The 24,155-nt window shown below is 44.3% G+C and carries 23 protein-coding genes and 1 riboswitch; of the genes, 5 read left to right on the top strand and 18 right to left on the bottom strand.

Going from position 1 to position 24,155, the window contains the following annotated elements; all coding sequences use genetic code 11:
• Positions 1-11 precede the first annotated feature (11 nt).
• The 8 genes from HMPREF3179_RS08300 to HMPREF3179_RS08265 all read right to left on the bottom strand — a co-directional run bounded on the left by HMPREF3179_RS08300 (position 12) and on the right by HMPREF3179_RS08265 (position 9,571).
• Positions 12-1,520, bottom strand: a complete 1,509-nt coding sequence (locus HMPREF3179_RS08300) for a sodium:solute symporter family protein (RefSeq protein ID WP_018027035.1) — start codon at positions 1,518-1,520, stop codon at positions 12-14.
• Positions 1,513-1,770, bottom strand: a complete 258-nt coding sequence (locus HMPREF3179_RS08295) for a hypothetical protein (protein WP_070470617.1) — start codon at positions 1,768-1,770, stop codon at positions 1,513-1,515. The genes HMPREF3179_RS08300 and HMPREF3179_RS08295 overlap by 8 nt, the downstream gene beginning before the upstream one ends.
• 5 nt (positions 1,771-1,775) lie before the next feature.
• Positions 1,776-2,651, bottom strand: a complete 876-nt coding sequence (locus HMPREF3179_RS08290; protein ID WP_083290732.1) for a MurR/RpiR family transcriptional regulator — start codon at positions 2,649-2,651, stop codon at positions 1,776-1,778.
• Between the two features lie 182 nt (positions 2,652-2,833).
• Positions 2,834-3,229 (bottom strand): GlcG/HbpS family heme-binding protein, encoded by a 396-nt coding sequence (locus HMPREF3179_RS08285; protein ID WP_070470613.1) that lies wholly within the window; start codon positions 3,227-3,229, stop codon positions 2,834-2,836.
• Between the two features lie 9 nt (positions 3,230-3,238).
• On the bottom strand, positions 3,239-5,170 hold the full coding sequence (locus HMPREF3179_RS08280) for a TRAP transporter large permease (RefSeq protein WP_070470612.1): 1,932 nt from the start codon (positions 5,168-5,170) through the stop codon (positions 3,239-3,241).
• Positions 5,171-5,257: 87 nt separating this feature from the next.
• On the bottom strand, positions 5,258-6,283 hold the full coding sequence (locus tag HMPREF3179_RS08275) for a TRAP transporter substrate-binding protein (RefSeq protein WP_070470609.1): 1,026 nt from the start codon (positions 6,281-6,283) through the stop codon (positions 5,258-5,260).
• 286 nt (positions 6,284-6,569) lie between these two features.
• Positions 6,570-7,880, bottom strand: coding sequence for an MFS transporter (locus HMPREF3179_RS08270; protein ID WP_070470642.1), 1,311 nt, complete (start codon positions 7,878-7,880; stop codon positions 6,570-6,572).
• A 41-nt stretch (positions 7,881-7,921) separates the two neighbouring features.
• Positions 7,922-9,571: a GMC family oxidoreductase gene (locus tag HMPREF3179_RS08265; RefSeq protein ID WP_070470607.1), complete on the bottom strand. Its 1,650-nt coding sequence runs from the start codon at positions 9,569-9,571 to the stop codon at positions 7,922-7,924.
• A 174-nt stretch (positions 9,572-9,745) separates the two neighbouring features.
• On the opposite strand from HMPREF3179_RS08265, the gene HMPREF3179_RS08260 reads away from it, so the two are divergent.
• Positions 9,746-10,516: an IclR family transcriptional regulator gene (locus tag HMPREF3179_RS08260; RefSeq protein ID WP_256388753.1), complete on the top strand. Its 771-nt coding sequence runs from the start codon at positions 9,746-9,748 to the stop codon at positions 10,514-10,516.
• A 170-nt stretch (positions 10,517-10,686) separates the two neighbouring features.
• Here HMPREF3179_RS08260 and xerC read toward each other — a convergent pair whose 3' ends face one another.
• The 3 genes from xerC to HMPREF3179_RS08245 are packed head-to-tail and all read right to left on the bottom strand — an operon-like array spanning position 10,687 to position 14,235.
• Entirely contained in the window at positions 10,687-11,655 is a 969-nt protein-coding gene (gene xerC / locus HMPREF3179_RS08255) for a tyrosine recombinase XerC (protein ID WP_070470604.1), read from the bottom strand.
• Position 11,656: 1 nt separating this feature from the next.
• Positions 11,657-13,294 (bottom strand): bifunctional peptide-methionine (S)-S-oxide reductase MsrA/peptide-methionine (R)-S-oxide reductase MsrB, encoded by a 1,638-nt coding sequence (gene msrAB / locus HMPREF3179_RS08250; RefSeq protein ID WP_070470602.1) that lies wholly within the window; start codon positions 13,292-13,294, stop codon positions 11,657-11,659.
• Between the two features lie 44 nt (positions 13,295-13,338).
• Positions 13,339-14,235 carry a lysophospholipid acyltransferase family protein gene (locus HMPREF3179_RS08245; RefSeq protein WP_070470600.1) on the bottom strand — a complete coding sequence of 299 codons (897 nt, stop codon included), beginning with the start codon at positions 14,233-14,235 and terminating at the stop codon, positions 13,339-13,341.
• A 283-nt stretch (positions 14,236-14,518) separates the two neighbouring features.
• Here HMPREF3179_RS08245 and metK point away from each other — a divergent pair, with 283 nt between their 5' ends.
• The 4 genes from metK (at position 14,519) to metF (ending at position 18,630) form a co-directional block, all read left to right on the top strand.
• A complete protein-coding gene (metK, locus tag HMPREF3179_RS08240; protein ID WP_036559235.1) occupies positions 14,519-15,682 on the top strand; it encodes a methionine adenosyltransferase in 1,164 nt (387 codons plus the stop codon).
• Positions 15,683-15,712: 30 nt separating this feature from the next.
• Positions 15,713-15,799: riboswitch (S-adenosyl-L-homocysteine riboswitch) on the top strand.
• Positions 15,800-15,879: 80 nt separating this feature from the next.
• On the top strand, positions 15,880-17,310 hold the full coding sequence (gene ahcY, locus HMPREF3179_RS08235; protein ID WP_018027022.1) for an adenosylhomocysteinase: 1,431 nt from the start codon (positions 15,880-15,882) through the stop codon (positions 17,308-17,310).
• Between the two features lie 122 nt (positions 17,311-17,432).
• Positions 17,433-17,771: a phage holin family protein gene (locus HMPREF3179_RS08230; protein ID WP_018027021.1), complete on the top strand. Its 339-nt coding sequence runs from the start codon at positions 17,433-17,435 to the stop codon at positions 17,769-17,771.
• A 4-nt stretch (positions 17,772-17,775) separates the two neighbouring features.
• Positions 17,776-18,630, top strand: a complete 855-nt coding sequence (metF, locus tag HMPREF3179_RS08225) for a methylenetetrahydrofolate reductase [NAD(P)H] (RefSeq protein ID WP_070470598.1) — start codon at positions 17,776-17,778, stop codon at positions 18,628-18,630.
• Between the two features lie 48 nt (positions 18,631-18,678).
• Here the strand turns inward: metF and HMPREF3179_RS08220 are convergent, their stop codons facing one another.
• The 7 genes from HMPREF3179_RS08220 to HMPREF3179_RS08190 form a co-directional block, all read right to left on the bottom strand.
• Positions 18,679-18,987, bottom strand: a complete 309-nt coding sequence (locus HMPREF3179_RS08220; protein WP_018027019.1) for a monooxygenase — start codon at positions 18,985-18,987, stop codon at positions 18,679-18,681.
• Between the two features lie 45 nt (positions 18,988-19,032).
• Positions 19,033-20,364 (bottom strand): Na+/H+ antiporter family protein, encoded by a 1,332-nt coding sequence (locus HMPREF3179_RS08215; RefSeq protein WP_070470596.1) that lies wholly within the window; start codon positions 20,362-20,364, stop codon positions 19,033-19,035.
• A gap of 281 nt (positions 20,365-20,645) precedes the next feature.
• Entirely contained in the window at positions 20,646-21,161 is a 516-nt protein-coding gene (locus tag HMPREF3179_RS08210) for a rhodanese family protein (protein ID WP_018027017.1), read from the bottom strand.
• Between the two features lie 44 nt (positions 21,162-21,205).
• Positions 21,206-21,508, bottom strand: a complete 303-nt coding sequence (locus HMPREF3179_RS08205; protein WP_018027016.1) for an ArsR/SmtB family transcription factor — start codon at positions 21,506-21,508, stop codon at positions 21,206-21,208.
• 316 nt (positions 21,509-21,824) lie between these two features.
• Positions 21,825-22,649, bottom strand: coding sequence for a phosphonate ABC transporter, permease protein PhnE (gene phnE / locus HMPREF3179_RS08200; RefSeq protein WP_048767124.1), 825 nt, complete (start codon positions 22,647-22,649; stop codon positions 21,825-21,827).
• A complete protein-coding gene (gene phnE / locus HMPREF3179_RS08195) occupies positions 22,646-23,470 on the bottom strand; it encodes a phosphonate ABC transporter, permease protein PhnE (RefSeq protein ID WP_018027014.1) in 825 nt (274 codons plus the stop codon). Before phnE (HMPREF3179_RS08195) ends, phnE (HMPREF3179_RS08200) begins: the two co-directional genes overlap by 4 nt.
• Before the next feature lie 13 nt (positions 23,471-23,483).
• The coding region (locus tag HMPREF3179_RS08190) for a phosphonate ABC transporter ATP-binding protein (protein WP_070470594.1) at positions 23,484-24,155 on the bottom strand (672 nt) is incomplete at its 5' end.

The raw sequence follows: 24,155 nt of genomic DNA, 5'->3' as shown, positions 1-24,155 counted from the left end.
AACATCCTCCTTTAACTAGTCATGGATTGGTCTTTAAAGTGCCTTTCGACAACAGCTGCATTGACTGGTTTGGTTATTAGACTAATGGCAATAGCGACAATCATACCTAGCAGCCATGAGGCAACTAGAGAATCTAGCTTTAAAGCATAGAGAGAGCCATCTAAACCATTAAGCTTAAGATAAACATAATAGATTTCTGCAACGATAATACCTGCAATAACCCCAGCGGTTGAGACACGTCGCCAATACATGCCTAGAATGACAGCAATAGCCCAAATGCCTAAACCACCAAATGCAAAGCGCACAATAGCAAAAATGCCTGCGGGTTTATAGATACCAATAGCAATGCCGCACAGACCAACGATTACTGTAATGATGCGCGATAGCTTTAAGACGGTATCATTACTAGCGTTAGGGTTGATGAGTTTTTGGTATATATCTCGTGAGATTCCACCTGTTGCCACCACCATTAACGCAGAGACAGTTGACATTCCAGCAGAGACAATGCCAGCAATCATAATCGCTGCTAGAAGGTTAGGCAGGTTTTGTTGGATCAGAATAGGTACGACAAAATCCGCCTCGGAGCCTTTTAATCCTGGGATAGAAATATAGGCATTGACACCAGACCATTCAATAAGTGTGGCTGACACAAACATGCCCAAGGTGCCTAATAGAACCCCTTTGAACATGACTCTATAGTTCTTCATAGTGTAAAACTTGGTGAAAAGCGTTGGCTGTGCAATGCTGAAAAACGACCAGAGTAAAATCATAGAAACATATACGCCAAAGCCAAATCCGCCCTCTGCGCCAGGGTGGGTCAGGTGCGAAACACTGGTGTCAGCCAATTCTTGCGTGATCTTTTCTAAACCACCGCCAGCTTTTAAGGACATAATAAAGGTCATTATTGCTGTAAGAATCATTAGTCCGCCCTGCAACACATCGGTTAGCATAGCACCCCGCATACCTCCGAACATACAATATAGAATTACAATGACACCAGTAATGAGTACGCCGGTCCACTCAGGAAAACCAGTGAATGTTTTTACGATTACCCCAGCACCGACCATTTGGGCTCCCATCATCGCTATTAAGAAAACAACCATAATCACTGCGTGAGTTACCCGGATAAGGTTTGATTGATAGCGGTCACCTAGATAGTCGGTCATGGTAAAGAAATCATTTTTTTTGGATAATTGCATTAGCTTTTTGCCAACGATTAATGCTGGGATTAACATGGAGAAGGCAATGCCTGGAACTGAAATACTTAACCCTGCAAAGCCTTCTCTGTAGGCTATAGCGGGCACGCCCATAAAGGTGCTCACACTATACTGAGTGGCAAAATAAGCAATGCCTGAAACGATAAAACCCGCTTTACCTCCCATAACAAAGAAATCTTTAAGACTCTTTGTCTGTTTTGCGGCAATATATCCAATAGCTCCAATTAAGCCAAAGTAAATTAGCATAATGAAAATAAAGGAGCCCGCCATAGGCTGGATTAACTCATCAACAGTACTACTCATTTTTTTCTCCTAAGTTTTCAAAATGACTGTCTTGGTATTCAGGTCTTTGTAGACATTGATAAGCATAAATGGCGATAAGTGTGATTACTATAGCACCGTGAATCAGCCAGCCATAAACAAAAATTGGTACTCCAAACCAACCAGCAACATACTCCGTGTTGAAGTAGAAGGGTAGGGGTAGCATGATTAAGAAATAGCTGATTGCGAAAACAATCATCCATTTTTTTTGGAAATTATCTTTTTTGCGCATGATAGTTAACCTTTATAAAAGAGCGGATAAATAACCTCAGTTTGTCGTTTGAGTAAATCGTCTAACTCAGGGGTACGTAGTGCTAAAACATAAGAAATGGTTTCAATGGTCGCAATCATTGCCACATTTGATGCATATAGCACTGGGTGTTCAGTGCCCACAAAAATACATTCATTGGCATAGGGAACTATAGGTGAATGTATTGAGTCTGTTATCGCAATAATCGTACATTGTTTTTCTTGAACTGCTTTTGCTAAATCAACAATGGTTTGCGAATACCTCGGAATGGAGATTATTATCACCAAATCGTCGTTTGTTAAATGACTGATTTGCCTGAAAGCGCTTTCATAGCCGTAGAAACCAATTAACTCCTTGATATAGCTATCGGGCAAAAAAGGCTCAATAGCATTTGCTAAAAAAGAAGCAAGCATTGAGCTGACTCCTATGCCCGCAATAAAGACTCTTTTTTTGGTAAGTAATTGACTGCATAAGGAGTTAATTTTTTCTTGATTAAGCTCGTTTCTCGTTAAAGTAAGATTGTCCATTGCGTTATTAAAAGAAGTATCGAGACTGGTGGCGACCTCATGTGGCCCTGTTCTTACTCTTTTGGCTTTTTCAATAGGCTCATGGATTTTGGAAAAATAGTCAGTTATAACTTTTTTAAATTCTAAAAAACCAGAAAATCCACAGCGTTTTGCGAATCGATTGACTGTGGCAATAGATAATTTAACCTCATCCGCTAGCTCATTAATGCTCATATGGGCAACCTTATAGGTATTGTCGAGCGTATACTGCGCAACTTTTTTTTCGCTGGCAGTCATCAGTTGACTCTTTTCTCGGATTTTAGGGAGAAGACTTAAATACTGTGATGAGTTAACCATCTATTTCCACTGGTAAGTAAATTTGCGAGTATATACAGAGAGTAGCACAGCTGTTAATAGTTATGTAAGGGTATTTTCCCTTATGTAAATAAATTTACATAAGGAGGTAAAAAAAACCACGATACCTAATGAATTAATGACATAGGTTCGTGGCTAGATAAATGTAAGAAATGGTGAGCAGGCTAAGTGATGAATTGTTGTGCAATCAGTGAGGCTAGGGCATGATCGTTTTCAAGGCTCAGACCACTTATTCCAACAGCAGCGACGGTTTTACCATCTTTAAGCAAGGGGACTCCTCCTGGCAATGAGCATAGTTTGTCATCCATAAAATCAGATGTTGCAAGGCTCTCACGTTCTAATCTCTCTTTGAAGCTAATTGTGCTCATTGATATTCTCGCTGCTGTATAAGCCTTAGCTTGGGCAATGTTGATAGTTCGAGCTGGGGCCTCGTCCATTCTTGAAAACAAAAGAAGTTCGCCATTTGCATCACAGATGGCGATACATACGGGCGTTTTAAAAGCTTCGCTTGAGCGTTGCATTGCCCAATTCATAAGTTCTAAACTTTCCTGAATGTTCATTACTAGTCCTTATATTAAGAAGAGGGATGTTTGAGGAACAAATGAAATTATGTTTAACGCTAAGATCATCATGAGTAAAAAGGGAATAGCAGCTTTTGCCACAGTCTCAATTTTGACTTTTGAGATACTACTTGCGACAAAAAGGTTTACACCAACTGGCGGTGTAATAAATCCAATGGCCAGAGCTGTAACCATCATGACACCGAAATGTATTGGGTCAATACCAATGCGTGTGGCTAAAGGTAGTAAAACAGGCGTTATGATGACAATAGCAGCTAGTGCCTCCATAAAGAGCCCTACGAGAAGCAGAAGAGCCAGCATAGAGAGAATAATAATAGCTTTGCTTTCAGTTAAGCTAAGAACACTGGCAGCTACAGTTTCAGGAATTTGTTCCAATGTCATTAAGTTACCGAAGATAGTAGCCATGGCCATTAAGATAATAATAATTGAGGAGGTTAAGGCTGCCTCTATGGTTGAGCTCCATAAGCGCGTCCAAGTCAACTCTTTGTAGACAAACATGCCTATAATGATGCCGTATAAGGCTGCTACGGCAGCAGATTCGGTAGGTGTCATAATGCCACCATAAATTCCGCCCAAGATGATAACAGGTACAAGTAGGGCCCATTTCGCATCATAGGCAGCTTTCAGGATAGACTTAAGTGAATTGTCTGTCTTTTCGCCTTTCCATCCATTCTTTTTTGAAATGAAGTACGTGGCTAGCATTAATAAGAAACCTATCAGAAAGCCAGGGATAATACCGGCAATGAATAGTTTTCCAATAGAGGCTTGAGCAGATACACCATAAACAACGAATGGATTGCTTGGTGGAATAATTACACCAATCGCGCCTGCGCTGGCCACGATCGCTGCGGCAAAGTATATGTTATAACCTCGATGTGCCATTGCTGGAATAGTGATAGCACCAATAGCAGCTACAGTCGCTGGCCCTGATCCGCTAATTGCGGAGAAGAACATGCAGGTCATGATACTTGCTAGAGCAAGGCCGCCAGGTAATGAGCCCACTAACTTATCGGCCACTCTCAATAAGCGTTCAGATAACCCACCTGCACCCATGTAAACGCCAGCTGCAATAAAGAAAGGAATTGCCATAATTGGGAAGGAGTCAATCGACACAAATGCAATCTGCGCTGTATAGTCGATGGGCAACGCTTGGGATACAATAATAGTTAATAAGCTTGCTAAGCCTAACGAAAAGGCAATGGGTAAGCCGATAATAATAAAGATGGCAAAATAACCAAAAAGTACTGTAGCAGTATTAACGAAGTAATCTTGTAATATCCAAGCAACTCCCACTAGGGCGATGGCAATAAGGCTGCCTAAAATTATTTCTCTAATTCTTGAGCTACGTATGACCTCTATTAAGCATTGAATTGTGCGAAGAGCGATTAAGCTAAAACCTAAGGGTAGGATAAAGTATGGAATGGCGTAATTGAGTTTTAAAGACGGGGTGGTTTGTTTAAACTCTAATTGCATCTGGAGATGCGAAAAACCAAGCCAGAAGAGCGTTAGCGCTAAAGCTAATGTCAATAAGTAGATTGTCACCCACAGTGTATTTTGATTGCTTGGCTTTAACCAATTGTGGAAAGCATCAACCCTGATTAAGCCTTTGTTTAGGATGGCGATTGGAACAGCTAGATAAGATATCCAGATAAAAATATATCGTGCAAGCTCTTCTGACCATACTGCCCATCCAATTTTAGCCTTTAAAAAAGCAAGGAAATACACCGGATCAATAAAGGTAGATATCAATGAATGATTAGCTGGATTAGAGGCAAATGATATCAACCCAGACATAATGTATCTAAAAAAGGTTTGATAATTAATTACAAGAATCATTAGTATCAAGCCAATCACTAGCAGCGGCTTTTCTAGGTTGTTATACCATCGGGTTAAATGGGGATTTGTGCTAGATTCATTCATGATTTATACCTGCTCTTATAAATAAAGACAAGAGTCCCCGATCTTTGAGATAAGAAATCGGGGACTGCTTAAGCAATTAGTTGCGAGTTATTCTTGAGTGGCCTTTATAAGCTCGATAAGCTCGCTTGGTAACTGCGCAGCGTATGAGTCATAAACATGTTGGGTTAGCTTCTTGAATTCTGCTAGATCCTCTTCCGTAGCATCATGAATTTTTATCCCTTTTTCCTCAAAGCTTGCGCGTGCTTGTTTTTCATTTTCAGGCCACAAGACCTTGCGTTGGTGAGTAACAGCCTCTAATGCGGCTTCTTGAAGTACTCTGCGTGTATCAGGGTGTAAGCCGTCCCACCATTTTTTGTTTGCCATTGCTACCTGCATGCCGTAGTTATGAGCAGAGGTAATAGCGTATTTCAAGACCTCATCGTGTTTAGCTCCAGTTAGATGTGGGAAAGTGTTCCCCTCTGCGTCTACTGTGCGTTGTTGCAAGGCGGTATATACCTCTCCCCAAGCGATAGGTGCTGGATTTGTATTGAGAGCTTTAGCCACATCAATCTCAACGGGAGAGTCAGTGGTTCTCATTTTTAATCCCGCTAGATCAATTGCGCTATTTAATGGTTTATTGGCCGATACAAAATGGCGATAACCATATTCAGCATACATAATAGGTTGTAAACCAATCTTGTTCGACTCTGCCTCTAGATATTCATATATAGGACCACCAGGGTTAATAGCTTTATAGAGTTTGTTTTGGTTTTTGATTGATGTAATATAAGGCAAATCAAAGGTTTGAAACGCTTTAGAGAAGTTTGCTAGATTGGGTGTTGAGCTCACGCCAATCTCTAATGTCCCACGTTGTGCACCTTCGATTAGAACTCTATCGCTACCTAGAATTGCATTAGGTAAAACTTGAATTTGAATTTTATTATTAGATTTTTCTTTAGCTAGATCTGCGAACTTTTGATAGGCTAGGGTGATGTGATTACCAGGTGGCGCCGTATGAGCTAGTCTAAGCTTAAGTTTTGGTCCTTCATAATCAGCTAAGGCTAACGGTGCCATTAAAGATAGGCATCCTCCAACAATGGCCGTGAGTAACCTTTTAGTTGTCAAGCCTCTCATCAAAATCTCCTTTAGTGAAACTATGTGTATCAATTATTGATATTTAATATAGTTTATTTAGATGGTATAAGAAGTAATAGTAGTGATTACCCCAAAGGGAAACAGTCAAGGTGGTTTAAATGTTTGCAAAGGGTTGAGCTAGGAGGAACGGATTCTTAAAGTTTTTATTGCTTGTAGTATTTAGGACTGGTGTAGGAGTTACTGTTAACAGTTACGATGGTTTAAGTCAGCCTGACTCAATAATCAAGTTATGAGTCAGGCTGCTACCAAGCTTAAATTTAACAATTTATGCGAGATTAGGTTTCAGAAGTATACCTTTAGCATCAGCTTTCTTAATAGACCATGCACTATACGCTGAGATGAGGCCCACCACAAAGACATAGGTCGCGATATACCAAGGTTTATGGTCATTAGCATGTAGTAGTGCAGTTGCGATCATTGGCGTGATTCCCGACGCGAATATACCTGAAAATTGATATACAAAAGAAATACCTGTATATCTAACATCCGTGTCGAATAACTCGCAGAACAAAGCTGCTTCAGGACCGTATACTGAAGCATATAAAATACCAAATGGGATAATAATGGATGTCCATACGATTAGGGTGCTATCAACATGCATTGTCATGAAAAATAGAGCGGGGAAAGCTGAAACACCAGTGATTAATGAGCCCCAAATATAGGTTTTAGCTCTGCCTACTTTATCAGATAGGGCTCCGAATAGTGGAATGAAAAAACACATTATAAAGGAAGCAATCAATACGCCCGTTAAGGCAGTTGTTCTATCCATATTAAGGTCATTACTCAAATAACTAATACTGAAGACACCAAAGACGTTGAAGAGAACACCATCTATGTAACGTGCGCCCATTCCGCGAAGAATGTTTTTTGGATAGTTTTTGAGCATGGTGAAGAAAGGAATTTTTGTTTCTGCATTTCTAGCTTTCATTTTCTGGAATTCTGGGCTTTCTTTAATATGCGTGCGAATATACAAGCCCACGCATACCAACAAGGCTGAAAGAAGGAAGGCAATACGCCAGCCCCATGCGAAGAAGGCCTCAGGACTTAAAACAGCCGTTAATATAGCAACTACAGCTGATGCAAGGCAAAGACCTAGTGCTAAACCGATTTGTGGTAAGGAAGTATATAGGCCACGCTTATGCTTGGGGGCGTACTCATATGCCATCAATATTGCGCCACCCCATTCGCCTCCCATGCCGATACCCTGTAGAATACGCATCAATAAGAGTAGAATGGGTGCCCAGATGCCGATAGTTTCATAGGAAGGGATTAAACCGATAATAAAAGTGGCAACACCCATCAATAATAAAGTCGCTACTAGCGCCCCTTTACGGCTTACTTTGTCGCCAATGTGGCCGAAAATAATCCCTCCAAAAGGTCTCGCCAAGAAGCCGATTGCGAAAGTAGTGTAGGCTAACATGGTACTAACAAACTCATTGTCTGATGGGAAATAGAGTTTGTTGAAAACTAGTCCAGCCACAACACCGTATAGGAAAAAATCATACCACTCGATTGTCGCACCGATTAAAGATGCCCGTATGACCTGGTGCACCTCTTTCTTTTGTTCTTTAGTCATATTGCTCATTTTTGTCTCCTGGGTTTTTAACTAATTAGTTTTTAAGCGATAGATTTTTCTAGGTAGGATGTAGTTAACATGCTCTCAGCATCATTAAGTATCATCTCAGAGGCTTTTTCGGCGATCATCACTACAGGTACGTTAGTGTTGCCGGAAACTAGCGTCGGCATAATGGATGCATCAACTACACGTAAGCCTTGGAAACCGTGGACTCTAAGTCTGTCATCCACTACCGCTGAGCTATCATTCGCAGAGCCCATTTTTGCAGTACCTGCTGGGTGGAAAATAGTGGCACCGTAGTTTCTGCAGAACTCTAAGATTTCGTCATCACTTTGCTGCTCAACACCAGGGCGGTGTTCTCTAGTCAATAAGTCAGCTAGAGGGCCTGTTGTGGCGATGCGTCGAGCTAACTTAACTGAGGCAACAGCAGTGCGTCTGTCTAAGTCAGTGCTTAAATAATTTGGATGAATCGCTAATGGCGTGGAAGGGTCAGAGCTTCTGAGCTCCATATGACCTCTAGACTCTGGACGTAATTGACAAACAGAAATGGTGCAACCTGACCATGGGTGAACTGCACCACCTGCCTGATCGGCAGAAAGAGTGCCGAAGTGGAATTGTATATCTGGCGTTTTGGCTTCATCTGGTAGTGCATAGCAGAAAGCAGCTCCCTGGTTAATGCCGATAGCTAAAGGGCCAGATCTAGAAAGTAACCACTGTAGGCCAATTTTGCTCTTGGTCCAGACGTTTTTCAATTGATCGTTATTAGTAATGGGTTTAGACACCTCGTAGATTAAACGTAACTGTAAGTGGTCCTGTAGGTTTTTACCTACCCCATCTAGATTCTTGAGCAAGGGGATGCCCTTGTCTTTTAAATGAGCAGCGGGACCAATGCCAGATAGCATCAATAGTTGTGGACTTTGAATAGCGCCAGCACTTAGAATTACTTCTTTGTTGGCCTTTATAGTATATTTGTTCTTGTTTTTATCGCTTACCTGAATGCCTACAGCACGGTTGCCTTCAAATAAAACTCGATGCGCCAAGTGCTCGGTTTTAATGGTCAAATTGCTGCGCTCTTTTGCTGGGCGTAAATAAGCGACGGCCGTTGACTGACGCAGTCCATTCTTGGTGGTTAACTGGAAGTAACCAACACCGAACTGATCGCCTGAGTTGAAGTCATTGACGTGCGGAATTCCCTCTAATCCTGCTGACTTAATAAAGGCTTCTACCAATTCATGTTTAGCAGGTATTGTTGTAGCGCTTAGGGGGCCATTTTTACCGCGAGTTTCAGAAGCAGGTAAGTCATTGTTTTCTAATTTTCTAAAATAAGGCAAACACTCATCCCAGCTCCAGCCTTTATTGCCTAATGCAGCCCAGTGGTCGTAGTCTTCCTTTTGGCCTCTAATATAGATTAGACCATTAATGGAACTACTGCCTCCTAAGGTCTTACCACGTGGCCAATAGAACTTGCGGTTGTTCATGGATGGGTCAGCCTCAGTTTCGAACTGCCAGTTTAGCTTTTTGTTAAACATGGTTTTTCCATAACCAATAGGAATATGGATCCAAATGTTTTTATCGGCAGGTCCAGCTTCTATTAAACAAACACTGTGCTTTCCATTTTCGCTAAGTCTATTCGCCAATACACAACCTGCGGAACCCCCGCCAACCACGATGTAGTCAAATTGCTCTTTCATTAAAGTCTCCTTTGTAATCAGTTGTTTAATCAATTTAAGATATGAAAAAATTTGACATCATAGGGTTTGTGCTAAAAAAACCATTTTTGACACAACAAATTGTTTTTTTGATTTATTTTCGGTTTATGGTGAGCGTGTTTTGCTGATCATCATCGATTGAAGGATATAAATGTTGTGACTACAAATTCAGCAGCAACTAGAGCATTAATGATTGTTGAGGTACTTGCTAACTCAGAAGAACCGTTATCACTAAATGCTTTATGCGCCAAGATAGCAATACCTCGAAGCACTTTAATGAGAAATTTAAACTCCCTATGTGAGGCGGGCTTTGTTGTTCGCTTGCCCGAACAGTTGGGTTACACGGTGGGCGCGAGAAGCGTGAGCTTTTGCGTTAATGCTTTGAGAACTACAAGATTTAGCGTTGCTGCACGTTCGATTTTAAGGAGGACCGTCAGTAAGATTAATGAGACTTGCAATTTAACGGTATTAGATGAGGATTCGGTGCGTTACTTGGTTAGAGTAGAGAATACAGCGCCATGGAGTTTGCAAATGAATGTTAAGCCCAATACATCTGTGCCCTTGCATTGCACAGCGAGTGGTAAGCTGTTTTTGTCAAACTTATCTCATTTTGAGCAAAGCACTTTTTTAAAAAATATTGAATTAAACGCTTTTACTGATAATACGATTACTGATTTAGAAGAGTTTAAAAAAGAGTTAGCAAAAACCAAGCGCCAAGGCTTCGGGCTCGATAAAGAGGAGTTTGTTACTGGCATGGTGGCATTAGCTATGCCTGTTTATGATCCGTATCATAAATCGCGTATTATTGCCACCGTTGCTTGCCATGCCGTTACTGCGAGAACCTGCTTGAGTCGATTATTGTCTTATCGTGTAGTTATGGAGGAAGCGGCAGAGGAGGTGCGTGAGTTATTGGAATTTAACACCTAGAGCTGGTTTGGTAACTAGGATTGCAGCTGACTTGAGAGGTTGTATTTACGACTTGATCTGACACGTCACTTAATAAAAGAGAGTTACCGCTTCAAAATACTAGATGTTTAAACCGTGTAAACCTGCTACATTATTCACACACCCTATTTTTAATAGACATTACCCCCTTATCAATCCTCTTTGCCTTTTCTCTGCGCCCTTGGATGGGCAGCATCATAAGCTTTAGCCAAATGTTGATAGTCTAAACGGGTGTAAATTTGTGTAGTGGAGATATTGCTGTGCCCTAACAGCTCTTGCACGGCCCGCAGGTCTTGTGCGGACTGCAGTAGATGACTAGCAAAGCTGTGTCGCATCATATGTGGGTGAATAGCACTGTCGGCGCCGGTTTTGAGCGCCATGGCCTTTAAGCGAAGTTGCACCGCCCGAGGGCTAATGCGACGACCTCTAGCACCTAAGAATAAGGCAGCCCTATCGCTTTCATTAGCCTGTGGTGCCAAGCTAGCCTCACGCATTGTCAACCAATGACGAATCGCCTCAGCAGCTTTTTCGCCCAAGGGAACAATGCGGGTTTTATTGCCCTTACCGACGACTTTAATCTCTTTTTCAGTTAAATCAATCCAACCGAGGGATTCATAACTCGCTGTTTTAACATAGTGGCAGTCAAGCTGCACTAATTCCGAGAGCCGTAAGCCACTGCTATAAAGCAATTCAAACATGGCCACATCGCATACATCCTTAGCCTCAGTGGCGTTGCTAAGCTGTTGACTACGGTCTAAAAAGGCTGTGGTCTGATCCACCGTCATCGCCTTGGGTAGCGGTCGAGGAACTCTGGGTGTCTTAAGGTGCGCTGCGGGGTTACTTTTAAGTTCAACCCGCTCGCTAAGCCATTGATAAAAAGAGCGCCAGGCCGCAACAATACGGGCGATGGAGCGAGGGCTGTAGCCGCTGGCATGCAAACGCGCCACTGCACGCCGTAGTAAGTCATGACTGAGCGCTTGGAGATTGTGCTCAGGATAAAGTGCCATCAAAGCCTTTAAATCCCGCCGATAAGCAGCTAAAGTATGCTCGGAGCAGCGACGTTGCTGCTGCATATAGTCGAGCCATTGATTTAACTGCTCACGGTTAAGCACCTGACTCATGCTATTTATCACTCACTAAAGGGAGTAAATAACCATAGCCGGCCGCTTCCATCTCGGCTTTAGGGATAAACTTTAAGGCAGCGCCGTTAATACAATAACGTAAGCCGCCACGATCGCGCGGACCGTCAGGAAAAACATGTCCTAAATGCGCGTCGGCAACGCGACTACGGGTTTCAATGCGCTGCATATTATAGGAAGTATCCAGATGCTCGGTAATCACTTCTGGCACAATGGGCTTGGTAAAGGAGGGCCAACCGCAGCCGGAATCGTATTTATCGTCCGAACTAAAAAGAGGTTCACCGCTCACAATATCCACATAGATGCCCGCTTCAAATAAATGATCATAGGGGTGAGTAAAGGCACGCTCTGTGGCATTTTGTTGAGTCACCTGATAGGAAAGAGGGCTTAGCGTTTTGCGTAGTTCCTCCTCTTTTGGTACATGATAGTCCGCAGGGTTCACTGTGATTGTGCTTTGCGTGTTTTGCTCTTGCATGGCTTTGGTGTTACTACCGTTTTGAAGATTTAATGGCGTTTTTTCCTCGGCTAATGGCTTATCAACTAGGTTTAAATCGATATGACAGTAGCCATTGGGGTTCTTAGCAAGATAGTCTTGATGATATTCCTCAGCCTCATCAAAAGCGATTAAGGGCTGATTTTCAACCACGATAGGGCGCTCCCATTTGCTTTGTTCACGTGCTAGCACGGCCGTAATGATGTCTTTATCGCTCGGCTCGCTGTAGTAAATACCGGTGCGGTATTGGGTGCCGCGGTCATTACCCTGACGATTTAAGCTGGTCGGATCGATGATGCGTAGGTAGTGACGTAAAATCGTTTCTAAGTCGATACGCTCAGGATCGTAGACCACCTTCACCGTTTCAGCGTGACCGGTGTTCATATAGATGACTTGCTCATAGGTCGGCTGGCGGGTTTTGCCGTTAGCATAGCCAGAGACGGCATTGACAACCCCAGGGATACGTTCAAAATACGCTTCCACGCCCCAAAAGCAGCCGCCTGCTAGATAGATTTCCTTTGTTTTCATAAGATTTGCCTTGTCCTTTTGTTGCTGTGCCGTGTCCTTACTTGGTCGATAAAAATCGGGGGGCTTGCGCTTAATTTCGTAGTCTTTATCCGCCACGAGCGCAAGTGCTTGCTCCTTGGTGATATGGCCTTTTATCACACGTTGTAAACGACCCTCAGCATCAATTAAGCCCCAGCTAGGATAAGCCGAGATACCGATGGCACGGGTCAGTTCACCACCATCATTCACAATTACCGGTAAATTGTCAAAATTAACCCCGCGGTACCATTGTCTAAATTCCTTGGGGCTTTGCTCATTTAAATAGCCGGGGGAGGCGAGGCTGATGATATTGACCCCAGCAAAATCGGGATCCAGCCGCCAGTCACGGGTTTCTTCAAGCGTAGCTAAGCATAGCGGGCACCAACTGGCCCAAAACTTCACCAAGCTTGGCTGACCTTTTTTAAGATAATCCGTCGCTGGTTTATCCTGGAAGTCTTTGAGCTTAGCAATGCGTTGACCTACATGCGGCTGGCTGCTTACGCCGACGCTATGCGCTGAAAAACTAAAGAAGCTGAGACTTAGAAATAACAAGGTGCTCAGAATACGAAAAAGTGTGTGCATGATAGTTCTCCACGTCCGCGTGCTGTCGAATCACCATCGGTCCCTTAGTAGAACTTGGGCGCGGCTGGATCTGGGCGGGTTTTAAAACGTCTATGTACCCAGTAGTATTGACTCGGATCACGCAGGATGAGCTTTTCAATTAATTGATTAATAAAAAGGGTTGCTTCTTCGACTGATTGTTCCCCGGGAAAGTTCAGCAAAGGCGCTAATACTTCAACTTCATAATGACCGTTTTCCGGATCCCAATGGCTATAAATAGGGATAATGGTGGCTCCCCATTTCTCTGCCAGTACAGCGGTGGTGGGTAGGGTGGCGACAGGGATATCGAAAAAGGGCACAAAAATACTGCCTTTACGGCCAAAGTCCATGTCCGGTAAGTAGTACACGGGAAAGCCTTGCTTTAGGTAGCGTAACATGCCCCGCACACCCTCTTTGCGCTCAATCATATGCACCTTATTAAAGCGGGCACGACCATCACGGATAATGGCATCAATATGTGGGTTGCGCTGTGCTGAATAAATGGTTGCGCTCTCCGGCACAATCATGGTCATGCGAGAAGCGGCCACATCTAATCCGATAAAATGCGGTGCTAAAAGAATAATCGACTCCTGATTATCCATGGCTTGTTGCAAGTAGTGAAAATTCTTCAGCTGAACTTGTGCTTTGATTTCTTCCTCTGGCCCATACCAAATAAACCCCCGGTCCACAATGCTTTGGCAAAGCGCACGAATATGTTGTTTTTGCCATTGGGCGCGCTCTGCTTCACTGGCCTTAGGAAAGCTTAATTCTAAATTTTTCTTAACAATCCTAATGCGTCGTCGCATCACCAAAGGTGCAATTAGACTTAAAAAAGCCCCCACACGTAAGCGATTTTTTAGGGAGAGTTGCCCTAAAAAATGAAATAACTGATTAAGTGCTTTATATTTAAAGGAATGCTTCATGAACACTGGAAATGCAGCGAATAATCATCGTGCTAGGTTAAAAATAGCAGTATACAACAAGACGATTGATTAGATGCCAGCTGATTAAAGTGCGTTGGATGTGCAAGCCTAAGTGAATAGCTAAGCCATGGCAGTTGGGGCGCTACCACCATGCCTCAGCACCAATCAAGCGATAAGAAAAGCGCAATCCGTTCACTCTCAGCGCTATGGCTTTGTCAATTGGTATACAATACCAAATTAATTTTCTACTGTTTTTTTAAAAAATATAAGGACGCTACTTAAAATGGCGCATAACGATTTTTTATTTACTTCAGAATCTGTTTCTGAAGGTCATCCGGATAAAGTTGCCGACCAAATTTCTGATGCCGTGCTGGATGCTATCTTAGCGCAGGACCCTAATGCACGTGTCGCCGCTGAGACGCTTTGTAGCACTGGTTTAGTGGTCTTGGCCGGGGAAATTACCACCACGGCGAATGTGGATTATCAAGCAGTGGCGCGTGAGACACTAAAGCGCATCGGCTACGATAACCCCGAATATGGTATAGATTATAAAACATGTGCAGTGCTGGTGGCCTATGACCGCCAGTCACCTGATATTGCCCAAGGCGTTGACCGCAGCGAGGAGAACATCCTCGATCAGGGGGCGGGTGACCAGGGCTTGATGTTCGGTTTTGCGTGTGATGAGACTGAGGATTTACTGCCGGCACCGATTTGGTATGCTCATCGCATTATGCAGCGCCAGAGTGAGCTACGCAAGGATGGTCGTCTCCCATGGTTACGCCCTGACGCTAAGGCACAGCTAACCTTCCGCTATATCGATGGTAAGCCAGCCGAAGTAGATACGGTATTAGTTTCTACTCAACATCACCCGGATATCACGCAAGAAGCGCTTAAAGAGCAGGTTAAAAGCGAGATTATTTTACCGAGTATTCCGGCTGAACTAATTACACCGGATACGAAGTTTATTGTTAACCCTACCGGTAAGTTTGTGATTGGCGGTCCTCAGGGGGATGCGGGCCTAACTGGTCGTAAAATCATCGTGGATACCTACGGCGGTGCTTGCCCACATGGGGGTGGCGCTTTCTCTGGTAAGGATCCCTCTAAGGTCGACCGTTCTGCTGCTTATGCAGCGCGCTATGTCGCTAAAAATCTGGTGGCTGCCGGCTTGGCGCGCCAGTGCGAGGTACAAGTCAGCTATGCTATCGGTATTGCTGAGCCGATTAATATCACCGTCTATACTAAGGGTACCGGTGTGATGCCGGATGATGAGATTGCAAAGCTAGTGCGTAAGCACTTCGATCTCAGACCGCGCGGTATTGTCGAGATGCTTGATTTGCTACGTCCGATTTATAGCAAAACAGCTGCTTACGGTCACTTCGGTCGTAATGAGCCTGAGTTTACTTGGGAGGCCTTAGACCGTGTGCCTGCCTTAAAAGCAGAGCTCTAATATAATCTGCTATAATTATCAATTACTTAGGCTGACGAGGGGCGTTGCGACAGATTGATTATCTGCCAGGCTCGTCAGCACTAAACCATCTTATTATCCTAACGGCGCTCACCATATCTCTAGATTCAGAGTTGGTGGGCGTTTTTGTGTCTACTGACTCTCAATTTTATTTTTTAAAAAATTCTTAGGAGTATCAAATGGCCGATCAACTGAGTGCCAATATCAAGGCCCAGGACTATGTGATTAAGGATATTAGCTTAGCCGACTGGGGGCGTCGTGAGTTATCCATTGCTGAAACAGAAATGCCAGGTTTAATGGCAACGCGTGAAGAATATGCAGCCAGTCAGCCACTAAAGGGTGCGCGTATTGCGGGTAGCTTACACATGACCATTCAGACCGGCGTGTTAATTGAGACTTTGGTTGCCTTAGGTGCCGAGGTGCGTTGGGCTTCGTGCAATATTTTTTCAACCCAAGACCATGCGGCTGCCGCGATTGCTGCTCAAAATATCCCGGTTTTTGCCATTAAGGGTGAGACCTTGGACGAGTATTGGGCTTATTGCCATGAAATCTTTAATTGGCCGGGCGGTGCCGATCAGCAGGCAAATATGATTCTAGACGACGGTGGCGATGCGACGCTGTTATTGCATTTAGGTGCTAAGGCCGAAAAGGACCCGTCGGTGTTGGATAATCCAAGCAGTGAAGAGGAAAAAGCCTTATTTGCTTCGATTAAAAAGAAATTAGCCGAGGACGCTTCTTGGTACTCAGTCCGCCTTGCTCAAATTAAGGGTGTGACCGAGGAGACGACTACCGGTGTTAATCGTCTTTATCAAATGTCTAAAAAGGGTGAGTTAGCCTTCCCAGCCATTAATGTGAATGACTCCGTAACCAAGTCTAAGTTCGATAATCTTTACGGCTGCCGTGAGTCCTTGGTCGACGGCATTAAGCGCGCAACCGATGTCATGATTGCCGGTAAAATCGCCGTGGTAGTTGGCTTTGGTGACGTCGGTAAGGGCTGCGCCCAAGCACTGCAGGCGCTAAGAGCCCAAGTATGGGTAACGGAAATTGACCCAATCTGCGCCCTGCAAGCCTCAATGGAGGGTTACAAAGTCGTGACCATGGAAGAAGCTGCCGCTAAAGCAGATATTTTTGTGACCGCTACCGGTAATTACCATGTGATTACGCGTGAGCATATGGAACAAATGAAAAACGAAGCGATTGTATGTAATATTGGCCACTTTGATAATGAAATCGATGTCGCTAGCTTAGAGTCGCTGGAGTGGGAAGAGATTAAACCGCAGGTGGATCATGTGATTTTCCCTGATGGTAAACGGATTATTCTACTCGCGCAGGGTCGCTTAGTAAATTTAGGGTGTGCTACCGGTCACCCATCCTTTGTGATGTCTGCTTCCTTTACCAACCAGACCATTGCGCAAATTGAGCTCTTTTGTCATGGTGATAAGTATGAAAATGGTCAAGTCTACGTGTTACCTAAGCATTTAGACGAAAAAGTGGCGCGCCTTCACTTACAAAAACTCGGTGTTCAACTCACCACACTGAGCCAAGAGCAAGCCGACTATATCGGCGTGTCGGTGGACGGACCGTATAAGCCTAACCACTATCGTTACTAATGGTATAGGAAATTTTTTTCCTAAGCGTTCATACTATCAATGATTTAAGGTGATCCTGATTGCAATGCAGTCGGGATCACTGTTTTAGATTTTTTTACTCAATCTGAGGATAGGAGCATACCATGGATTTTATTATTGTTTGGCTGTTAAATGCCTTTGCCTTGATGGCGGTAGCCTTTGTGCTCAAGGGCGTGCACGTTGAAAACTACTTCTCGGCCTTTATTGCTGCAGCCGTGTTGGCTTTGCTTAATACTTTGGTCAAACCGATTTTGGTGATTTTAACCATTCCCATCACCATCGTGACCTTGGGGCTGTTTTTATTGGTCATCAACGGTTTTTTATTTTGGTTAGGTAGTAAGTTTTTAAAAGGCTTTGAAGTACGAGGTGGAGTTGCCTTTTTCTTGGCGCCAATCCTATACTCCCTCTTTACTTCCATCCTCAGCTATATTTTTATGAGATAACAGCATGAATCGAATTGAGACTGAGGGCTCTCGTTTTTTTAGTTTGGAGTATTTCCCGCCGCGAGAGCAGCACGCTCGTGAGCGACTGGTAGAAACCACCAAGCAGCTACTTGAAATTGATCCAGCGTATATCAGCGTGACCTATGGTGCGGGTGGTTCCACCCGTGAAGGCACTGAGGATACTGTGCAGATGGTGTCGAACTTAGGCCGTGAGGCGGTACCACATTTAGCCTGTGTGGGCAGTCAGCCGGAGGCAATTAGGGAGATTCTCGATAGTTATCAGGCCAAAGGCATTCGTCGTATTGTGGCGTTGCGGGGGGATATGCCTTCCGGTATGGGTTTGGCCGATTCACCCTTGCGTAATGCCGTGGATCTGGTGCGTTTGATTAGGGAGCACAGTGGCGATTGGTTTAGTATCAAAGTGGCCGCCTATCCAGAGATGCATCCCCAGGCGGAAAGCTTTGATGAGGACCTCGATCATTTTGTGGCCAAGGTCAATGCTGGCGCCAATATGGCGATTACACAGTATTTTTATAATGCCGATGCCTATTGGGATTTTGTGGATAGAGCGCAGGCTAAGGGCGTAACCATCCCGATTGTGGCAGGAATTATGCCAATTACCAACTATAGCAAATTGGCGCGTTTCTCAAAAATGTGCGGTGCTGAAATCCCACGCTGGATTGCTAAGCGCCTAGAGAGCTATGGGGATGATGTGCAATCAATTCGTGACTTTGGTCATGAAGTGGTGAGCAGGCTATGTGATGATCTACGTCGTGGTGGTGCGCCGGGCATACACTTCTATACGCTCAATCAAGCAGAGCCAGTATTGAAAATTTGCCGTGCCTTGCAAGCCCAGTAGTAAAAATTAAGCCCTTAGGTCGCTTGTCCTAAGGGCTTAATTGATTGATTAAAAACCGAGGGGTGCTTTATTAAGCTCGGAGAGCTTATCATTAATGGCAAAGATTCGACCGCGGATATCCTTGATGCCGACCGCTGCTAGACGGGCTGAATGCATTTCCAAATACTTCTGGGCATTGTGTCGGCTATCGAATAAATAAATCCCGCCCGCTGACTTATCGGCTTGGTTCTCAGTCCAGATTTTCCAGATTAAGCCCGGTTCATTATTAATTGACTTTGCTAAATCCTGCATCGCCGTATACATGGCCTTATCCCACGGTCCATCAAATGGAAAATCTACTTGCAAAATATAATTCATAACATCTCTCCGCTAGTTATCTAGTGTCAGACCTTAGTCTAAAGCCTATAGCACCATCGCCGCAATCCAGCCAAATACTAAGAGCGGGATATTAAAGTGAATAAAGGTCGGGATCACTGAATCGTAGATATGGTTATGCTGACCGTCCACATTTAAACCCATGGTAGGCCCGAGGGTTGAGTCTGAAGCGGGTGAACCCGCATCACCGAGGGCGCCGGCGGTACCAATTAAGGCGACGGTAGCAGCGGTTGAAAAGCCCATGGTCATGCAGATCGGCACATAAATTGCCGCAATAATGGGTAGGGTGGAAAAGGAGCTGCCAATACCCATGGTCACCAATAAACCAACCAATAACATCGCTAGTGCAGCCATGCCTTTATTACCGGCAAAGAGCTCAGCCGAGGCACTAACCAAACTATTGATTTCGCCGGTGGTCTTCATCACTTCGGCAAAGCCCTGAGCAGAAATCATAATAAAACCAATCATTGCCATCATGCGTAGGCCGTCATTAAACACGGCATCAGCATCACGCCAGCTGATAACACCGAAGGCAATAAAGATGGTGAAGCCAATCATCGCACCCAATAGTAAGGAACCTGTGCTGAGTTGAATTGCAAAGGAACCAATAATGGCGATTAAGGCAATCAGATTGTTGTAGCGCTGGCTTTTATTGTTGCCACTTTCCTGCTTGTCATTACTGGTGTTAGTCAGAGGGTTATTTTCATAATGGCGTGGTTTACGGTAGCTAATAAAGAGCGCAACCAATAGACCAAAAGCCATTCCAAGGGCAGGGATTGACATCACGCTCATGACATTTAGACCAGAGGTGTCCATGCCGGCTTTATTGATATTACCTAAAAGAATTTGCTTTAAGAAAATCTCACCGAAACCGTAAGGCAGGTACATATAGGTCGTCACTAAGCCAAAGGTGAGTACGCAAGCAATCGCGCGACGGTCGATATTTAAGCGATTAAATACCATAATTAACGGTGGAATAATCAAAGGAATAAAGGCAATGTGAATCGGTACTAAGTTTTGGCTCATCACACCCATAATCGCCAGAATGGCAATTAGCAACCACTTAACCCGAGCACCGGCACTTTGCGTTTTATCTAAGCTCTCAATAACACGATTGGCAATGGCACGTGGTAAACCAGAGTAGGCAATCGCCATCGCAAACGCCCCAAGCATCACATAAGAGAGGGCGATTTGAGCGCCGTTAGCTAGGCCGGTTTGAAAAGCTTCCAAGGTCGCTTTAAGACCTAGACCCGCTAGCAGTCCGCCTGATAAGGCACCGACTAATAAACTTAAAACAACGTGTACTCGAGCTAAGGATAGAATCAGCATAACAAGTACCGCGAGGACGACAGCATTCATGACATACTCCGTGAGTGTGTAATTCAAATTGTAAAGCTTGAATCATAACGTAAGCAAAGAAAGCTGTGTTTTAAACTGGCGCCTGTGGAGAAATTTTTGTCAAAGGCGCTGCCTGAGGGACGGCAGTTGTGCGCACATTGGCAGCGAGGTGATGCATTGCATCATTTGAATGGTGGTGAGGGGTGATATGAAGCACCCCTAGGGTGCTAGCAGTGAGAGGCTGAAAATACGGATGGCTGCAGCGCAAAACTTGCGACTCGCCATGCTAGTAGCGTTGAAGATCAGACCCGATTCCAGGGGGCTAACATCAACAGTCTGGCTAAACCGCAGAACCCGGTTAGACCAGCGACTAATAAACCCGCACCGGCAAAGGCGCTTAAAATGTACCAAGCTGGATTAATCCATGTACCTAAAACAACCCCTAAAATTACCATCAAACCCACAGCGATTTGAACTTGGCGCTGTAGCTCTAACGGTGCATTAGCGACGACTTCCACAGGAAGACCTTGCTTTTGCCAGCTGTCAATACCACCCTCAAGAATGTAAAATGCCTTTGCTTGTTGTGCGGCGGCAGCTAGTTTATTTGCATTTGTGCGGGTACGCATACCGGATTGACATAAGAAAATCACAACGCGGTCAGCCGGTAGTTGGACGGTTGATAACTCGTCTACCGTGTGATTAATGGAGTCAGGAATATGGCGATTGCGATACTCAGCCGCTGAGCGAATATCAACTAAGATAGCGCCTTCTTTAACCAGTTGAGCAGCCTGTTCGGCAGTAATGAGTGCTAAAGTCATAGGTCAAATAAAAATAAATAAGGTTAATGGTGTCCTAGTGCGGACTAGGGACAAAAAATCTCCTTGAGCGAAGTCACGATCTTAAACACACGCTCATCGATAATACGATAGTTAAGCGTTTGCGCCTGGCGACGGTAATCAATCAAACCCTCTTTGCGCATAATCGCAATATGTTGGGATAAGGCGGATTGGCTAAGACTCGAATACTGATGAATCTGACCAACACTCATCTCAGCATTTTCAGCGAGTAGACAGAGAATTAACAGTCGATGCGGATTACCTAGGGTTTTGATAAAATCCGCAGCGTCTTTGGATAAAGTTTCTAAATCTTTGGCTTCAATGTTCATATTATCTTTTGCTATTTTAGTATATTGTGAAATAAAAAACAAGGTTAAAGGGAAAACTCCTAACAGCAACTCTAAATTATACTGTTTCTCAGGCTAATTCAGCGTCTTAACTGTCAATAGGATGCTTCAGTTTGTAAGCTTTTATAACCGCTTTAATACGCCAATCTGCGACTAAAGTATTAGGCTGGTTATAGTCACTACAGATTCTATCATTAGCAGCTGAAAAATTACAGAGCAGATAAAGCACTAAGCATGATTTTTCGTATGTTTAGTGCTTTTTTGAGATTGATGCTGATTTGTATGGGGGGAGGTTGGCTTAAATGAGTTTTTGTCTGAGCTTCATCGTTACCCACTCGCTCACGATCACTGTCGCAAAGATGACGATAAGAATCATCGTCACTTTAGGCCAAGCCAGTGTATTGAGGGCCGCATTTAGCTTTAAACCCATACCACCCGCACCGACTAGACCGAGTACGGTGGATTCACGGATATTAATATCCCAACGGAAAACGCAAATACCAGCTAGGGTAGGTGCGATTTGTGGAAACACACCCCATGTAATCACCTGAGATGGTTTGGCACCCGTGGCGACAATTGCTTCCACTGGTTCTTGACGAATTTCCTCAATCGCCTCATACAGCAATTTTCCAATAAAGCCGATCGAACGTAGTGCAATCGCAATGATGCCGGCTAGTACCCCGGGGCCTAAAATTGACACCAATAATAAAGCCCAAATTAATGAGTTAATCGAGCGTGAAGAGACGATAATCAGTAGCGCAAGGGGTCTTAATAGCGCTGCACTCGGTGTGGTGTTACGTGCTGCTAAAAAGGCCACAGGCACTGCCAAGATTGCGCCTAATAAGGTACCTAGGGTAGCGATATTTAAGGTCTCCCAGAGAGGCCACCAAAGCTCTTTCATGGACTGCCAGTTGGGCGGGAACATGCGACCACCAATATCCTGCATTTGGCGTGGCGCATCCATTACAAAGGCCCAAATCGTGTCTTTGGTCATTACTTGGAAGGTCCATAGCACAAAGGCAATGGTCACCAACCAAAGCATAAAAACAGTGGCATTTTGTACGGGAGTGCGCTTATGCCATTGGCGCATTGTTTGAGTATTAACACTTAAACTACTACTCATAACATTTTCCTACGAACAATACTGGAGCAGTATTCAGCAATCATGACGACCGCAATAATTAAGAGCAAAATCGCCGCAGCAGAGCTGTACTCATAGCGATCCATGGAGGTGCCCAAGGTACCACCAATACCGCCTGCACCGACAATACCAATGACCGCCGATTCGCGGAAATTAATATCGAGACGATACAGTGAGAGACCGACTAAGCGCGGCAGACATTGAGTCAATACGGCAAAGTCTAAGGTTTGTATGAAACTAGCACCCGTGGCTTCCATCGCTTCCAATTGAGAAGTTTGGATTTCTTCAATATCCTCTGCCAAGAGCTTGGCTAAAAAGCCGATAGTGGCAAAGCTTAGGGTTAGGAAACCCGCAAAAGCCCCAAAGCCAAATAAAGCCACCATAAAAATGGCCACGATAATTTCATTTAAGGTTCTGGAAATAGCGATAATGCCGCGGCATAATAGATAAATCCAGGTGGGGCTCAAGTTTTTTGCGGCACCGATGGCAATGGGAATAGAGATAATGATGCCGGCCGCGGTTGAGGTCAGCGCCATTGTTAAGCTTTCTACCATGCCTTGCCAAATATCGGCACTGCGGGTAGTGAAGTCGGGGCTTAAAAAGCCTTTAATAAAAATCCACGCACGTTCCCAACCTTGGCTTAAGCGGACCCAGTTAATCTCAAGGGAGCCGATACTTAAGGCCAAATAAATAACAGCCCCAAGCAGTAAGCCATAGCGAGTTAATGGATTACGAATAAAAGGTGGCTTTTTCCATTGGCTAGGATAGGCGGGCGGCATCAAGGAATTAGACGGATTATTCATCAATGTCAATCCTTTAAGCCGCAGAGACGGCAGCATCTTTTAGCGCCGTTGAGCTATCTTCGGTTTCAGAGTCAACGGTGCTTTGAGCAGCGATTTTCTTACAAATAGCGGTCCAGTCCTCATCGCCATAAATGGTACTGAGTACGGTGTCATTGAGCGCTTTAGCAGGCCCATCAAATACCACTGAACCAGCACGTAAACCGACGATGCGTGGCAAGAACTCGCTTGCTAGCACCACATCATGAATATTAATAATGGCAGCAAGGCCACGTTCACGACATAGTTCGATAATGAGACGCATGATTTGCCGCGAGGTCTTAGGGTCTAAGCTAGCAGTCGGTTCATCAATCAGTAATAGATCGGGGCGCTGAATTAAGGCACGGGCAATACCGACACGTTGACGCTGACCGCCGGACAGCTCATCAGCACGGTTGTTTTCTTTACCTTTTAGACCAACGCGGTCTAATAATTCATAGGCTTCGCTAATATCTTCTGGGTTAAAGCGACGAAACCAGCTATTCCAAAAGCCCATCTGTCCCAAGCGACCGGATAGGACATTTTCCATCACCGTTAGACGCTCAATCAAGGCATATTCTTGGAAGATCATGCCAATACGGCGACGTTCATGTCGCAGTTGCTTTTTGGATAATTTGAGACCTTTGCAATAACCCCTCAAATTTCCTAA

Source organism: Oligella sp. HMSC09E12 (genome assembly GCF_001808505.1).
Taxonomy (GTDB): Bacteria; Pseudomonadota; Gammaproteobacteria; order Burkholderiales; family Burkholderiaceae_B; genus Oligella; species Oligella urethralis.
This window is presented reverse-complemented; position numbering and strand designations above follow the sequence as displayed.